This window comes from Ruegeria sp. C9, assembly GCF_056537585.1.
Map to the genome: position 1 here is coordinate 69,934 of NZ_JBQFRU010000003.1, position 15,124 is coordinate 85,057.

The window sequence follows — 15,124 nt, forward strand, 5'->3', positions numbered from 1 at the left end:
ATGCTGACAGATCGACAACTGACAATCGGCACGCTTCTGAGTGTGTTCCGCTGGCGCGTAGGGCTTACGTGGTTCCTGATCCTGGCTGAAACTGCCCTGACGGTTCTGATACCGCTGTTCGTCGGCTTCGCCATAGATGGATTGCTGAGCGAAGATTTTGAGCCCTTTGTGCAGTTAGGTGCGCTCATGGTTGCCCTCACTATGATCAGCGTGATCCGGCGGATTTACGATACACGTGTCTACGGTATGATCCGTGTCGAATTGGGCAAGGCGCTTGCCGCGCGGTTTTCAAATCTTCCAATTTCGTCGCTGAACGCCCGGATCGGCATGGGGCGCGAACTGGCCGACTTTCTTGAAGAGATCCTGCCTTCGGCAATCGCGGGGGTGGTGCAGTTCGTCGTATCAGCAATTTTGCTGTTTTACTTCTCGCCAGTTCTGGCCCTGTCTGCCTGTGGGGTTCTTGTCGGAATGATATCTGTATACGCTCTGTTTCATTCGACGTTTTGGCAATGGAACCGTGCGCTGAATGAGCAAATGGAGCATCAGGTCAGTGTTCTGGAACAACGACGTGACCGTCCGGTATTCGTCCACCTGAGTAAACTGCGCCGGTTCGAAGTAAAGCTCTCGGATACCGAAGCCGTTCTGTATGGCGCAATCTTCATTCTGTTAATAGGTCTGCTCCTATTCAACCTGTGGTTCGCGACCCAAAACCTGGATGCGACACCGGGCATGATATTTTCGATTATCAGCTATTCGTGGGAGTTTGCGGAAGCCGCACTTGCTTTGCCCGTCACCTTACAATCCTGGTCTCGCCTGTCAGAAATTACGACCAGGTTGCAGAGCGATTGATCAGGCTTGCATACCATAAATGGCGTGATACGGGATTTGTAATCAGGAAGTAATCAGTCCATTCCGGTCGTGCGCAGCCTAGCTAAAGGAGGGGTAAGAAGAGCTGATAAACTAGAGCTTTGTGAATTCAGACAAAGCCTGCAACGGGCGCAGTATGACTGAAGATCGGGCGTCGCGCTGTAATCGTTCGATGAGCTTCTTGAATATGGCCGGATTTCAATAGCAGATTCAGGTAAGTCAACTCCAAAAGGTCGCGCTGTGCGCGGCTGCCACCCAGACGAGCGTGATCTGCCATGACCGGTGTCAGCTGTCGCAGCGCATCCGTCCAATCTTGTCGCGCAATCGCACCCCAAGCACGGGCCACCGGGCGAACAAGATCTGCCGCAAAACCCAAGCTTGTTTCGGTCAGAACCGCAAGGCGTTCCCCTTCCCCTGCCATTGCATGAGCCAGCGCGCCATGTATGTCCGCAAAACTCATGCCTGGGTTTGGAAAAAACCGTGATGCGTATTCGCTCAGGTCGCGCCAAAGTTTGGGCGCAACTGTTAGCCACCTCGGCACGAATGCTTCGGAGCTGTGCATCGCCTAATGTGTAACCGCTCTTTGAACGTCCGACATCGTTGATCCATTTGCCAAACGCATACTTTTTAGCCAATTTGCGACAATGGAGTTTCTCGACGTCAGCCACAACAGTTTCCTCGTCGCCATGTCCTGCATTGTTGCCTTCGTGGCAGGGTTTACAGGATTGTCGATGACGCGAGATCTTTCGACGAAGCCGGTCTTTGAAAAGAAGGCCTCGGTGGCTCTTGCGGCTGTTTCGCTTGGCGGTGGAATCTGGGCCATGCACTTCGTGGCCATGCTCGGGCTTCAGATGCCGATCCTGTTCTATTACGACGCTGCAATCACACTTGTGTCTGCCCTTGTCGCGATCCTGCTCGTCGGAGCTGCGCTTATTCTGTTGCATTTCACCGAACGCAACCGCGCCACGATTGCGATGGCAGGAGGCGTTGTTGGGTTGGGCATCTTGGCGATGCACTATATTGGCATGGCTGGCTTGGAGCTTTGCCGGGCAGTGTATACGCCCAGTGGCGTCATCTTGTCCTCGATTGCTGCAATAGCGCTTTGTATGCTGGCTTTCGCGATTGCCTACGGGCAGCGAACAAACAGAAACATTTTGCTCGGCACTTTGTGTTTTGCAGCGGCGGTTTGCACCGTTCATTTTCTTGCTCTGGCGAGCACCCGTTTCGTCGCGGTGCCAAGTGGGGTTGAGTTTGGCCCGTTGATGAGCAATGAGACGCTGGCCATTGGCGTAATCCTGTTCAGTTTCATCATATTTGGTGCTTGCTTGTGGGTCAGCGTGACCTACCTGCCAGGACCTTCGAGGAAAGACCCGGAGCCAACAGAAGCGACCGTGGATGTAAAACCATTGCTGCAAATTCCTTGCGAACGGGATGGTGGAAAGGTCTTCATCTCTGCCGAAGATGTTCTGTTTTTGCGCGCGGATGGGCACTACACCCAAGTTTACACCGAAACGGATCGGTTGTTTTGTGTCTGGCCAGTGACCGAGGCCGCCAAGCGATTGGTGCCCACCGGATTTCTCCAGACCCACCGCAGCTACCTTGTCAATCCTCAGCGCGTGGCGCGGTTTGAGCGTACCAAAGATAAGGGTCGATGCCTGTTCGACGGGGATGGTTTGCCACCCGCGCCGGTCAGTCGATCCAAACTCAAGACGGTTCAGGATGCGCTTGCATCGCAGGTCGGCGCAATTCGTGCGACCTAGGGCGCATTTCGTGCAAAATACCTGTTTTTTGTTGATTTACTGAAGCGTCGCCATCCAAGCGCATGCAGTGATCCTTTCAGCCAGAACATTTGCTTGAAGGGAGGAGAGCCGATGATTCCAGCGGCATTCGAATACTACAGACCCAAGGACATGGCCGGTGTGCTGTCGATCCTGGAAGAGCATGGCGATGATGCCCGCGTCATGGCCGGTGGGCACAGCCTGATTCCGATGATGAAGCTGCGGATGGCGGATGTGCCGCATCTGATCGATCTTCAGGATGTTGGCGGCATGTCTGATATCGAGATCGGAGGTGACAGTATTCGCATCGGTGCGATGGTCACCCAGCACGCGATTATTGATCACGACGCACTGGCTGACGCCGCTCCGATTCTGCGCGAAGCTGCCCTTCAGATCGCAGACCCGCAAGTCCGATACATGGGTACAGTTGGTGGCAACGTGGCCAATGGCGACCCCGGCAATGACATGCCCGGCCTGATGCAGTGCCTGGATGCGCGTTTCACTGTCGAGGGTCCTGACGGGGAACGCGAAATCGCTGCCCGCGAGTTTTACGAAGCCGCCTACATGACCGCTCGGGAAGACGAAGAAGTGTTGACTGCAGTCACCATCCCAACGCCGCATGGCGGTTACGCCTATGAAAAACAAAAGCGCAAGATTGGCGATTATGCTACCGCTGCTGCTGCAGTCCAGATCGTGAAAGAAGGTGGCACCTGTGCCTCCGCCTCGATTGCAATGACCAATCTGAGCGACACACCGGTCTTTTCCGAGGCGGCTGGGGCCGCTCTGGTTGGCACCGGCGTCGATGCAAATGCCATTAAGACCGCTGTGGCCGCCATGCTCGGTGATATTGACCCCACCGAGGACAACCGCGGTCCCGTCGCTTTCAAAAAACACGTGGCAGGTATCATTCTAACCCGCGCCATTGAGCGCGCCTGGTCGCGTGCGTGAGGAGATCGTCCGATGTCAAAGAAACAACACTACAAGATCACGGTGAACGGCAAGGAAGAGGAATTCCTTGCCGAGCCACGCGAACTTCTCATCTACACGCTGCGCGAGCGGCTCAACATCACCGGCCCGCATATTGGCTGCGAGACTTCCCATTGTGGCGCTTGCACCGTCACCATTGATGGCAAATCAGTCAAGTCCTGCACCATGTTCGTGGCGCAGGCCGATGGCAAGGATATCACAACCATCGAAGGCATCGGTGGGCCTGACGCGCTGCACCCGCTGCAAGAGGCGTTTAAGGAACATCACGGGCTGCAATGCGGCTACTGCACACCGGGCATGATCACACGCGCGGCAAAGTTGCTCGAAGAGAACCCGAACCCGTCCGAGGAAGAGATCCGTTTTGGCATGGCAGGTAATATCTGCCGCTGTACCGGGTATCAGAACATCGTGAAGTCTATCAAAGCCGCAGCGGCCGAGATGAATGCAGCCAAGGAGGCGGCCCAATGAATGACATGACACCAGATCGTGAGGAACGCACCGCGAACCTCAAGGGCATGGGCTGTTCGCGCAAAAGGGTGGAAGATGCCCGCTTTACTCAAGGCAAGGGCAACTACGTCGATGACGTGAAGCTTGACGGGATGCTCTTTGGAGATTTCGTCCGCTCTCCCTACGCTCACGCACGGATCACCAACATCGATACGGCGGCAGCGCTTGAAGTGCCCGGCGTTCTCGCTGTGCTGACCGCCAAGGACCTTGAACCGCTCGGCCTCCATTGGATGCCGACGCTGGCCGGCGACAAGCAGATGGTTCTGGCCGATGGCAAGGTTCTGTTTCAAGGCCAGGAAGTGGCGTTTGTGGTCGCCGAAGACCGCTATGCGGCGGCAGATGGAATCGAGGCCGTCGAAGTCGAATACGAAGAGCTTGAGGTTCTGGTCGATCCGTTCAAGGCGATGGAATCACAGATAGTTCTGCGTGAAGACACCGTGGGCGAGGATGGCAAACCAATCGATGGAGCACATGGTCCTCGAAAGCACCACAACCATATCTTCACGTGGGAAGCGGGCGACAAGGATCCAACATTCGAGACAATCGACAATGCCGAGGTCGTTGCCGAAGAGACCATGTATTACCACCGTACGCACCCATGCCCACTGGAAACCTGCGGCTGCGTCGCCTCAATGGACAAGGTCAATGGCAAGCTGACTCTTTGGGGCACGTTCCAGGCGCCTCATGCTATCCGCACTGTGGTCAGCCTGATTTCCGGGATCGAGGAACACAATATCCGTGTGATCTCTCCCGATATTGGCGGCGGGTTTGGAAATAAGGTTGGGGCCTATCCGGGCTATGTGTGTTCGGTCGTCGCCTCCATCGTCACCGGCAAACCGGTAAAGTGGATCGAAGACCGGATGGACAATCTGATGACCACCGCCTTTGCCCGCGACTATTGGATGAAGGGCCGCATTTCTGCCACCAAGGACGGCAAGATCACCGGGTTGCATTGCCATGTGACAGCGGACCATGGTGGATTTGACGCCTGCGCCGACCCAACCAAATTCCCGGCGGGTTTCATGAATATCTGCACCGGATCTTACGACATCCCGACCGCATTCCTTGAGGTTGATGGCGTCTACACCAACAAAGCGCCGGGCGGGGTCAGCTACCGTTGTTCCTTCCGCGTGACAGAGGCGGTTTATTTCATCGAACGGATGATCGAGGTGCTGGCGATCGAGTTGAACATGGACGCGGCAGATTTGCGCCGGCTCAACTTCATCAAGAAAGAGCAATTCCCTTATCAGGCCGCGCTTGGCTGGGAATATGACTCTGGCGATTATCACACTGCATGGGACAAAGCGCTCAGCACCGTCGACTACGAGGGATTGCGCAAGGAACAGGCCGAGCGTGTAGAGGCGTTCAAACGGGGCGAAACGCGCAAGCTTATGGGAATCGGTCTCAGTTTCTTCACTGAGATCGTGGGTGCTGGCCCAGTGAAGAATTGCGATATCCTGGGTCTCGGCATGTTCGATAGCTGCGAAATTCGCATCCATCCCACGGGCTCTGCAATTGCACGGCTTGGAACGATTTCGCAGGGGCAAGGCCACGCGACGACATTCGCACAGATACTGGCCTCCGAGATCGGATTACCTGCCGATAGCATCACCATCGAAGAGGGCGACACCGATACCGCGCCCTATGGTCTGGGCACCTACGGCTCGCGCTCGACCCCGGTTGCCGGGGCGGCTACGGCCATGGCTGGCCGCAAGATCCGCGCCAAGGCGCAGATGATCGCGGCCTATCTGTTGGAAGTGCATGACGATGACGTCGAGTTCGACGTCGACCGTTTCGTGGTCAAAGGAGCACCCGAGCGGTTCAAGACTATGAAAGAAATCGCGTTCGCCGCCTACAATCAGGCCATTCCAGGGATTGAGCCAGGGCTTGAAGCGGTTAGCTACTATGACCCGCCGAACATGACTTATCCGTTCGGTGCCTATGTCTGCGTGATGGATATTGATGTGGATACAGGCGTGCCAGACATCCGCCGCTTCTACGCGCTGGACGATTGCGGTACCCGGATCAACCCGATGATCATCGAAGGACAGGTGCATGGCGGCCTGACCGAAGCACTCGCCGTCGCTTTGGGCCAGGAAATCGCCTATGACGATCAGGGCAACGTGAAGACGGGCACGCTGATGGATTTCTTCCTGCCGACCGCATGGGAGGTTCCGAACTACGAGACCGACTACACCGTCACGCCGTCGCCACATCATCCCATCGGTGCGAAGGGCGTGGGCGAAAGTCCGCATGTGGGCGGGGTGCCATGCTTCTCCAACGCGGTGCAAGATGCGTTTCGGGCCTTTGGTCTGCGGCATACCAACATGCCACATGATCACTGGCGGATCTGGAAGACCGCCAATGAGCTTGGCCTGCACGGCTAAAGGCGAAAGGCAGGGCGGAGACGTTCCGCTCTGCCCGGAGACACACATGACCTGGACCGATTTACAATCCGCTCTTGAAGGGCAGGGCTATGTCGCATCCGACGACCTAGCAGTTGCTCTCCATCTGGCGCTGACGTTGGAGCGGCCTCTTCTTCTGGAGGGCGCCGCAGGCGTAGGTAAGACAGAGGTTGCGCGCACCCTGAGCGATGCGCGCGACACCAAGTTGCTCCGACTGCAATGCTATGAGGGGCTTGACGCCGCTCAGGCCATCTACGAATGGAACTACCAGCGGCAATTGCTGACGATCCGCGCCGCCGCCGAAGATGGTGAGACGGGCAAAAGCGTTGAAGAGCGTATTTTTTCCCGTGATTTCCTGTTGGAACGCCCTCTATTGGCCGCCATTACCCAGGACACGCCGCCTGTTTTGTTGATTGACGAAATTGACCGCGCTGATGTGGAATTCGAAGCCTACTTGCTGGAAGTTCTGGCCGACTATCAAGTGACTGTGCCAGAACTCGGCACCATCACGGCCTCTAGTAAGCCGATCGTGATCCTGACCTCAAACGGCACACGCGATCTATCCGATGCACTGCGTCGTCGCTGCCTTTACACCTATGTCGATTATCCGGACCGACAGACAGAACTTGCAATCCTCAAAGCCCGCTGCCCTGCGATTGAGGCACGTCTCGGCGCGCAAGTCGTAGGCTTTGTACAAAAGCTTCGCGAGGAGGAACTGGAAAAGACGCCCGGCATCGCTGAGATGCTCGATTTTGCTGCCGCCTTGATGGGACTCGGGATTGCGGATCTGACCGACGATCCAACCGTGTTGCACTCCACCTTAACCACGCTGCTGAAAACTCAAAGCGATCAGGCACAGATCACCGCTGAAGTCGCGGCCCGCATCGCGGGGAAGGCCGCATGAGCCGGGTTTCCAAATTTGCGGCGCGTGATCCGGGGCCAGCGGCCCGTGTCGCCGGGTTCATTGCGCATTTGCGCCAGAACGGCCTTCGCCTAGGTGTTGCAGAGGCAGAGCTTGCCTTGCGTGCCCTCGGCGAGGTCAATGCCGCTGTCCCGAATGAAAGCCGTCGCGCGTTGCGGGCCATCTGCACAGGATGCAAGGATGAGGCCGAACGGTTCGACGGCCTCTTCGATGGTTTTTGGATGGCTTCCGGTCGGGTGAAGCAAAGGGCCGTGCCCAAGGCGCAGTCTGCGCTCAGCGATAACGTGCATTCCTCTCGTCAAGCCAAGGGTCAGGATATGGGCGCATCGGGCAGCGCCATCGCTCCTGATTCCGGTGACGGCGAGGCCGACAGCGACGGCACCGGTAAACTTATCGCAACTCAGCAACGCAATCTCAGCCGCCGCGATCTGCGTGATCTGGTCCGCGCGGATGATATCGCAGAGGCCGAAGCAGTTGCGCGTCGCATCGGTGCCGCTTTGCGCGACCGACGTTCGCGCCGTCGGATCGCCGCCCGCAAAGGCGACCGCCTGCATTTTCGCAAGACCATTCGCCTGAGCCTTGCGACAGGAGGGGAACCTCTGCAGCTCTTGCGCAAGTCTCGCCCAGATCGCAGCCGCAAAATCGTAGCGCTTTGCGATGTATCGGGATCGATGAGCGTCTATGCACAAGTTTTCCTTGCTTTTCTCGCTGGGCTGATGCGCGCTGACAAAGATGCCGACGCTTATCTTTTTCACACACGGCTGGTTCGCATCACTGAAGCATTGCGCGACAAAGACGCACTGCGTGCAATTGGTCGGATGTCGCTGATGGCAGATGGCTTCGGCGGTGGATCAAAGATCGGGCCATCGTTGCAACGCTTTGCCGATACCTATGCGCGGCGCTTTGTAGATGGCCGGTCTGTCGTAGTGATCCTGTCGGACGGCTATGATACCGAGCCACCCGCAATCCTGGCAGCAGCGCTTGAGAAGCTGAGAAAACGCGGCTGTAAGATCATCTGGCTCAATCCATTGAAGGGCTGGAGCGACTACGCGCCCGTAGCTGGCGGAATGGCTGCGGCCTTGCCTTATCTCGACCTTTTTCAACCGGCCAACACCCTTGCCGATCTTGCCGCCCTGGAACCAAAATTGGTGACGCTATGAGTCCGGCAGAGATCCTAGACACGGACCTTGCCGATGCGGCACAAGACCTGCGTGACCGGCAAGAACCTTTCGCCTTCGCGACAATCGTGCGCACTGCGGGGGCGACGGCGGCCAAGCCGGGTGCTAAAGCGCTGCTCAGCGCGGACGGGACAATCCTGCATGGATGGCTTGGTGGCGGATGCACGCGTGGCGCGGTCAAACGCGCTGCGGTAGAGGCTTTGCGCGCCGGTCAGCCGCAACTGGTTTCTGTCGCGCCCGAGGAACTCCTGGAAGAAATGGGCGTGATAGCGGGGGATGAGATCGACGGGACGCGCTTTGCGCGCAATGGTTGCCCGTCAAAAGGCACCGTCGACATTTTTATCGAGCCCTGTTTGCCAATGCCCGAACTTGTCGTGCTTGGCGCATCCCCTGTGGCCCAAGCGCTTGGTTCCCTGGCACCGCAATTCCACTGGTCGGTTTCTGGCACCACGTCGACTGATACGACGTGCAATCGACGACGCTTCGTTGTCATTGCGACGCAAGGCCAAGGAGATCTGGACGCGCTCAAATCCGTACTGACAGATTTGCCCGACTATGTTGCCTTCGTCGGAAGCGCTCGGAAATTCGCGACACTGGCTGAAAAACTAAAGACCGCCGGCATAACTCCCGAGGCCATCAACACCGTCCACGCCCCGGCGGGTCTGGACCTGGGGGCGGTCACGCCCGAGGAAATAGCGCTGTCGATCCTTGCGCAGTTAGTCCGTGTCAGACGGCAGACTGTGGGGCTTGCCGATGGCTGATGTTGCCGCGATCCTTCTGGCCGCCGGTCTTTCCCGTCGCATGGGGGCGCAAAACAAGCTGCTATTACCAATAGACGGCCTGCCGATGATCCGCCGTGTAGCCATGGCTTACTTAGGCGCCATTGATACTGACCTGACGGTGGTAACAGGACATGAGGCGAGCGCCGTGCGCCGGGCATTATCAGGGCTAGCTGTTTCTTTGGTTCACAATGCAAACTTCACCAGCGGCCAGCAGAGCTCGGTTGCCACGGGATTGCATTGTGCACCTGACGCCCATCTGCTTCTGATCGGCTTGGGTGATCAGTCGCTATTGACCACTCAGGATCTGCAAGATCTGATTGCGGCTCACGTTGCAGGTGATGCGACTAAAGTGACGATACCTGTCCATAACGGCGCACGAGGCAATCCAATTACTATCTCGCAGCTATTGCGCCGGCGATTGCTGGAAAACCCCGCACGCCCCGGCTGCTTGGGCTTCACGCGCGATCATCCCGAACATGTACAAGCCGCTACGCTGCCATCGCCAGGGTTCTACACCGATGTCGATACCCCGGATGACTATGCGACCCATTTGGAAACCGCGAAAGAGCCGATCTCATGAGCCGACTTCTGATCTGGATGCGCAGGCGTCTTAAATCGCTCGAAATGACCACTGAACAAGCAGACAACATAAGATTTCCCTGTTGCTAAGAAGGACAAGCCTATGGAACTGAAGGACGAAATCATCATCAACGCCCCGAAAGATCGCGTCTACGCGGCACTGAATGATCCCGAGGTGTTGAAACAATGCATCCCGGGTTGTGAAGAACTAATCAAGCATTCTGATACTGAACTGGAGGCCAAGGTCTTGCTTAAAGTAGGGCCCGTCAAGGCGCGGTTCGGAGGCAATGTCACCCTGGACCAGACCGGCGCCCCTGATGCATTCTCGCTGTCTGGTCAGGGCAATGGTGGTACCGCTGGTCATGCAAAGGGTGGCGCAGATGTGACGCTGAGTGCAGACGGCGACACAACGATCCTGCGCTATGAAGCAAAGGCCGAGATTGGCGGAAAACTGGCTCAGCTCGGCAGTCGTTTGATCCAGAGCACAGCCAAGAAGCTCGCAGGAAAATTCTTCAAGTCCTTCGCTGATGTAGTGAATGAAGGCGCGATGATTTAATCTTAATGGGTGGGGATGAAGCGGTTCTGTAAGCTTGCTCCACCCGCGAACGACCAGAAAGGTAACTTGTACCGCCTGCGCAACTGCCTGGTCTACCCGCAACCCGCCAGTTGTCTCGGCCAAGCCAGATCGCGTTGGAGCAAGGACATTCACTGAAATGTTCGACGCCTTCTCAGAGATCTGCGCTCTCTTCTCACCAGAAGAATGCTGGAACCACTTTAGGGCTGCCAGATTTGTCTCAAGTTAAAAGCCGGTGGTTTAAATTGTGTGTCCAAGTCGTTGTATAGCAACGTCATGTGCCGGGGCTTGTACTGGTTGGAAACGATTGCGTCTTGAACGTGTGCCTCTGATACGATTGAAGTTCTGAGTTCAACAACGCTGCGTTAGAATGGTATGGCAACTATGCGGCATAGCAGTTGAATAAAGGGGATCGCCGGTTGCACTGATGCGCTTTCCTAGAATAGTTCTGCGTATCTATTGATACAATCCAGATCGGTGGTTCGAATTGCCCTTCAGTCTTCACCTTAGTTCATCATTGCATGCTATAATCTTTCGACTGACACACCCAAGAAAGTACGTCGAAGCACGTAAACTTCGTTCTGCGGCAAAACACGCTCTCGAGAAGAAGAACTTTCGTTCAGCGTCGGGGACGATTTTGAAGGCGTTGAATTGTAATCCAGCGCTGAGGAATGGCGCGCAGCTTCTTGCTAAAGCAAAGGCCGCGGACGTGAGAGCAGGAAAGGCAGACTTAGTTGCAGAAGCGGAAATAGACCTTGTTCACGAAGTCGAACGGAAACTTGAGACCCGCAGGTTGTGTTCTGATGCAACGTTCGAAGCACTGGCCGTGGTCAAGGCATTGCAACTTGATGCCGAACAGTCGCTGGACGCTCTTTCGCGTTTGAAATCGCGCCGCCGCCGCAAGGTACTGTCTTTTGCAGTGATCGGCGTGTTGAGTAATGCGTTCGAGGATCGTAGCCATTTCCAAAAGTTCATTCAGTTGTTGGACCAATTTGGTGTGGCCGAAGAGGCAAATTCTCGCCGAAGTGTATTCAATATGTGGTTGGTGCACGAACTGAAGTTCGGTGTGCCTTACAAGGGTGGACATCCTCTTCTGGTTCCCGAAGTTTTTCAGAGGTTTATACAAACCGTACAGGAAGGTGATCCCGCCGTTGCTTCTTTCCCTATCGAATTGCAGGACCTTATAAGGGCAGGGCAGGTTGGCGGCGCGCATGGTGGTTCCCCCGTCGAGTGCAAAAAGGTGTTGGTCGTCTCTGACAACTGGAACTTTTTTCCGCTGGCTGCGAAGGCACTCGAGGACGATGGATTTGAAGTGCGTTACCTCGATTTTGGAATTATCAGGCAGGCGTTTCCCAATACGGATCGCAAACTGGGTATTTCGTACCAAACAAAGAGCATCGCCGGGCGACCCTCTGCGACCGCTATCCGCGAAGCGCTGGCAGACCGCAATCCGTTAGCGAGTGACCTTGTTGGTTGGGCTGATATCGTTTTTTGTGAGTGGCTGACGGAGGGCGCTGTCTGGATGAGTCACTATTTGCAGGAAGAAAAGCCGCTGATAGTTCGTTTACACAGCTACGAAGCATTTACGGCATACCCTCTGATCGCGAACTTTCGCAGGATCAATGGGTTAGTATTCATTGCGCCACAAATTCGTAAGGTGTTGACTGCGCTGGTGGGTGAGAAGGCTCTTTTGGACACCGTTACAAATGTCATTCCCAATATTAGAGATGTGTCGAATTTCAACTTTATAACGCGCGAGACGTTATCAAAAAAGACCCTGGGTATGACGCAATACGCTTCCGCAAACAAGGACCCAATATTCGCTCTCGACATACTCAAAGAACTTCAGGTGCATGATCCATCCTGGAGGCTTCGTTTCGTTGGAAAGCCTTGGGGTAGCGATGTATCGGACTCTGAAGCGCAATATCAACTCAATTTCAAGAAAAGACTTTCTGAGTTTGGAGATAGCGTTTCAGTTGAAGGGTATACAAACGACATTGCTAGTTGGTACCGGTCGATCGGCTTTGTTTTATCTACGAGCCAAAGAGAAGGTAGTCATGAGAGTCTCGTCGAAGGCATGCTTACTGGTGCTATACCGGTTCTACGGAATTGGCCCATGATGGCACCTTTTGGGGCTCCCGAGTCAGTCTTCCCGGATCTTGAACGAGTAAATACTGCGGCCGAAGCAGCTGCATATATTCTTCAAGCATCCGATCAATACGAAATGCGCTCTAAAGCCGCTGCAGATTACGCCGTCGATTATGTGACTATGGATAGGCCGGAAATTGAGTTGCCACGGTTTGTCCGAGCAGTATGTCGGCCTGACCGCATTGGACAATCCGTGGTTGCTTCGTGACTGTTCTCATCACCGGAGACGCTGGCTACGTCGACAGCCATATCGCCTGGGAGTTTCTGGACCAAGGCGACTCTGTCGTGATCCTTGACAACTTGATGACGGGTGTCTGTGGAAATCTACCAGAATCGGCAGTTTTTGTTGAAGCTTGCATTGGTGATGAAAAGGTAATTGCAGAACCACATTCTGGCATCCACACCATCCTGGTAATTGACCTCACGATTGCGTTGGGAAAATGTAAAAAAATTTTGTTCTTTCTGAAAATGGTATGAAAAAAAGTAGCGGTAGCGTTTTTCTCGCTTTGTTTCTTACCCTCTCGAAACAAACAGCCATGGATTTCACGATCCTCAAGCGTGGTACAGAAACGGACGTTGGAGTGGCGTCGGTTTTCCGCGGTTGGTTTGTGGCGGCCGACTTACTAACCAACCACAAGAGTTAAGTCGGCCGCCTAAAGCTGTACGGCAGGCGCATTATCACTTGGTGCATGGCTTAAGAACTATATTAGCCGCAGCCGAAATGGAGTCTACGGCTAAATCTATGCTATCGGATTGGGCGCACCATCGATCTGTTTTGAAACGTGACGTAAGTTACTCTCCGTCCCGAATACAACTTCCGTGATCTTCTAGGTTTTTGGAACCGTGCGTAGACAACTCGTACTTCATCGTCGGGAAAAGAGTCAGCGTCCAGACTTCATTTGATGCGATGTGGATAAACGTCACACCATCAAGACCATGCGCAACCGTATGGGTCTTCGAATTCAACGGCTTAAACCAATCAAAAGCAGATAGAGCCGTTTCACCAAATCCTACGGGTGAAATGAGTTCCTGCGCGAAATTCACGGCAGTTCGTTCGCTTTACAGTCGCTCGTAGAAGAAGCATTTCCACCATCGCAATGCATAACAGCAAAGTGGGCTACGTTCGCCGCATTTGAGGTCATTTATGGATGTCGGCTCGGAGCCAAATTCGTGGGCCCGCTGATTCGAGCTGAACGGCAGCTTTGGTCCGCTCACCTGCCACCTAACACTGGATTTGGAATGTCAGGAATGCGCGGTTGTGGCATGCTGCATGAACGAATGGCAGAGGTGGAATCAAAGGCAGGTGAGGGCTTATACTTCAAATCGATGCCCACCGCAGAGAACGGCGGGAGAGTGCCCTTATCGGCCATTGCTACAACGGTTCAGCGCTGCGGACGCATTAGACAGGTCTGCAGCCCAAAGCGGACATTCAAATCCAGGCATGATGACTTTCAAGATGCGGACAATCTGCCGTTCGCTTTCATCCGCGCAATGCCTGCATCCGGTAAGCGATATTCTCTGAGGAAAGGTTCAACTATTTGGGAAACAGCAAGGTAGCTACAAGTCTCGCGCCCCAATCATCGGGCCCACTATCGGGGCCGTCGGCCGAATAGCGTATCCCCCCGCCTACGCTAATAAGTTGATCCCCGAGTTGGGTAACTTTGGTGACAACACCGTTGATTGGCACAGACCATTGATCGTTTTCCCAATCGTAGGTGGACTCAGTGTTTATAGTGAACGTCCACGCGTTCGAATTTGTGTAGGAAATAAATGGCTGTAAGAACGTCTGGTTGATGTCGGTGTCACCATCAATGTCCCAAATGTGATTTGTCAGGCCACCATATGTCCAGGGACCCTGTTGTTTGAGTGCCACGCCGGTAACTCCAGCACCCCACTCTCCGAGACCTAAGCTGTTATCTGTCGACGTTGGCAGCAGAAAAACGGGTCCAGCCCCCCAGATCCAACCGCCCGCACTTGGTTTTTTGGGCGAAAGAAATAAGCTTTGAACGGTATCTCCTAGCCCATTCTCGGATCCAGAACCCGGAAAGCTACCATCTATAGAGGCAATTGGGAGAATTGTTCGGGATATGAGGTTCCAATCGTCCGTAAGATCAAAGGGAATAACCGGTTGTACGTTCAATATCCAACGCGAACCATTTCGGTCGGCACCCAAATTCTGATCATAATTCAGCTGGAATGGCACACTAATGAGAGCAGCCACTGGGTTAGCAAGTTGCTTTGCTAGTTCTTCTTCCTGGGACTCTGCCCACGCAGTACCAGAAAGGACACCAACCCCGGCAAGTATGGAGCAGCGTAGCAACCTTAGTTTCATAGGCGGTCTCCTTTCAACTGGCCGTTTTCTCATGGGTGGCTTGCACTTGAAATCGCCAGATTGGC

Annotated in this window: 14 protein-coding genes; 12 read left to right on the plus strand and 2 right to left on the minus strand. The window is 54.9% G+C overall.

The annotated features are described in order from the left end of the window. Positions 1–849, plus strand: coding sequence for an ABC transporter six-transmembrane domain-containing protein (locus ACR0NE_RS08635; protein ID WP_170594363.1), 849 nt, complete (start codon positions 1–3; stop codon positions 847–849). A 127-nt stretch (positions 850–976) separates the two neighbouring features. On the opposite strand, the gene ACR0NE_RS08640 is transcribed toward ACR0NE_RS08635, so the two are convergent. After that, complete coding sequence (locus ACR0NE_RS08640; RefSeq protein WP_170594365.1) at positions 977–1,327, minus strand: tetratricopeptide repeat protein; 351 nt, start codon at positions 1,325–1,327, stop codon at positions 977–979. A 184-nt stretch (positions 1,328–1,511) separates the two neighbouring features. Between ACR0NE_RS08640 and ACR0NE_RS08645 the strand changes: the two genes are divergently transcribed. From ACR0NE_RS08645 to ACR0NE_RS08695, 11 genes are all read left to right on the plus strand, one after another. Continuing rightward, a complete protein-coding gene (locus ACR0NE_RS08645) occupies positions 1,512–2,627 on the plus strand; it encodes an MHYT domain-containing protein (protein WP_170420487.1) in 1,116 nt (371 codons plus the stop codon). 111 nt (positions 2,628–2,738) lie between these two features. After that, entirely contained in the window at positions 2,739–3,593 is an 855-nt protein-coding gene (locus ACR0NE_RS08650; protein ID WP_170513581.1) for an FAD binding domain-containing protein, read from the plus strand. Positions 3,594–3,605: 12 nt separating this feature from the next. Then, positions 3,606–4,100: a (2Fe-2S)-binding protein gene (locus ACR0NE_RS08655; RefSeq protein ID WP_170392521.1), complete on the plus strand. Its 495-nt coding sequence runs from the start codon at positions 3,606–3,608 to the stop codon at positions 4,098–4,100. Beyond that, positions 4,097–6,526: an aerobic carbon-monoxide dehydrogenase large subunit gene (locus ACR0NE_RS08660; RefSeq protein ID WP_170465120.1), complete on the plus strand. Its 2,430-nt coding sequence runs from the start codon at positions 4,097–4,099 to the stop codon at positions 6,524–6,526. The genes ACR0NE_RS08655 and ACR0NE_RS08660 overlap by 4 nt, the downstream gene beginning before the upstream one ends. 46 nt (positions 6,527–6,572) lie before the next feature. Further along, positions 6,573–7,448, plus strand: a complete 876-nt coding sequence (locus ACR0NE_RS08665; RefSeq protein ID WP_170594367.1) for an AAA family ATPase — start codon at positions 6,573–6,575, stop codon at positions 7,446–7,448. After that, positions 7,445–8,626 (plus strand): VWA domain-containing protein, encoded by a 1,182-nt coding sequence (locus ACR0NE_RS08670; RefSeq protein ID WP_170594369.1) that lies wholly within the window; start codon positions 7,445–7,447, stop codon positions 8,624–8,626. Before ACR0NE_RS08665 ends, ACR0NE_RS08670 begins: the two co-directional genes overlap by 4 nt. Next, positions 8,623–9,405, plus strand: a complete 783-nt coding sequence (locus ACR0NE_RS08675; protein ID WP_170402073.1) for an XdhC family protein — start codon at positions 8,623–8,625, stop codon at positions 9,403–9,405. Before ACR0NE_RS08670 ends, ACR0NE_RS08675 begins: the two co-directional genes overlap by 4 nt. Next, positions 9,398–10,006, plus strand: a complete 609-nt coding sequence (locus ACR0NE_RS08680; protein WP_170594371.1) for a nucleotidyltransferase family protein — start codon at positions 9,398–9,400, stop codon at positions 10,004–10,006. Before ACR0NE_RS08675 ends, ACR0NE_RS08680 begins: the two co-directional genes overlap by 8 nt. A 102-nt stretch (positions 10,007–10,108) precedes the next feature. Next, positions 10,109–10,561, plus strand: a complete 453-nt coding sequence (locus tag ACR0NE_RS08685) for an SRPBCC family protein (protein ID WP_170402067.1) — start codon at positions 10,109–10,111, stop codon at positions 10,559–10,561. Positions 10,562–11,096: 535 nt separating this feature from the next. After that, entirely contained in the window at positions 11,097–12,935 is a 1,839-nt protein-coding gene (locus ACR0NE_RS08690; RefSeq protein ID WP_170594373.1) for a glycosyltransferase family protein, read from the plus strand. Continuing rightward, positions 12,932–13,204, plus strand: a complete 273-nt coding sequence (locus ACR0NE_RS08695; protein WP_170594375.1) for an NAD-dependent epimerase/dehydratase family protein — start codon at positions 12,932–12,934, stop codon at positions 13,202–13,204. Before ACR0NE_RS08690 ends, ACR0NE_RS08695 begins: the two co-directional genes overlap by 4 nt. A gap of 1,057 nt (positions 13,205–14,261) precedes the next feature. On the opposite strand, the gene ACR0NE_RS08700 is transcribed toward ACR0NE_RS08695, so the two are convergent. Then, positions 14,262–15,059: a transporter family protein gene (locus tag ACR0NE_RS08700; RefSeq protein WP_170594377.1), complete on the minus strand. Its 798-nt coding sequence runs from the start codon at positions 15,057–15,059 to the stop codon at positions 14,262–14,264. Positions 15,060–15,124: the final 65 nt, after the last annotated feature.

Coding starts and splice junctions, on each gene's coding strand:
- ACR0NE_RS08635 (WP_170594363.1), top strand. CDS start 1: ATGCTGACAGATCGACAACTGACAATCGGCACGCTTCTGAGTGTGTTC.
- ACR0NE_RS08640 (WP_170594365.1), bottom strand. CDS start 1,327: ATGAGTTTTGCGGACATACATGGCGCGCTGGCTCATGCAATGGCAGGG.
- ACR0NE_RS08645 (WP_170420487.1), top strand. CDS start 1,512: ATGGAGTTTCTCGACGTCAGCCACAACAGTTTCCTCGTCGCCATGTCC.
- ACR0NE_RS08650 (WP_170513581.1), top strand. CDS start 2,739: ATGATTCCAGCGGCATTCGAATACTACAGACCCAAGGACATGGCCGGT.
- ACR0NE_RS08655 (WP_170392521.1), top strand. CDS start 3,606: ATGTCAAAGAAACAACACTACAAGATCACGGTGAACGGCAAGGAAGAG.
- ACR0NE_RS08660 (WP_170465120.1), top strand. CDS start 4,097: ATGAATGACATGACACCAGATCGTGAGGAACGCACCGCGAACCTCAAG.
- ACR0NE_RS08665 (WP_170594367.1), top strand. CDS start 6,573: ATGACCTGGACCGATTTACAATCCGCTCTTGAAGGGCAGGGCTATGTC.
- ACR0NE_RS08670 (WP_170594369.1), top strand. CDS start 7,445: ATGAGCCGGGTTTCCAAATTTGCGGCGCGTGATCCGGGGCCAGCGGCC.
- ACR0NE_RS08675 (WP_170402073.1), top strand. CDS start 8,623: ATGAGTCCGGCAGAGATCCTAGACACGGACCTTGCCGATGCGGCACAA.
- ACR0NE_RS08680 (WP_170594371.1), top strand. CDS start 9,398: ATGGCTGATGTTGCCGCGATCCTTCTGGCCGCCGGTCTTTCCCGTCGC.
- ACR0NE_RS08685 (WP_170402067.1), top strand. CDS start 10,109: ATGGAACTGAAGGACGAAATCATCATCAACGCCCCGAAAGATCGCGTC.
- ACR0NE_RS08700 (WP_170594377.1), bottom strand. CDS start 15,059: ATGAAACTAAGGTTGCTACGCTGCTCCATACTTGCCGGGGTTGGTGTC.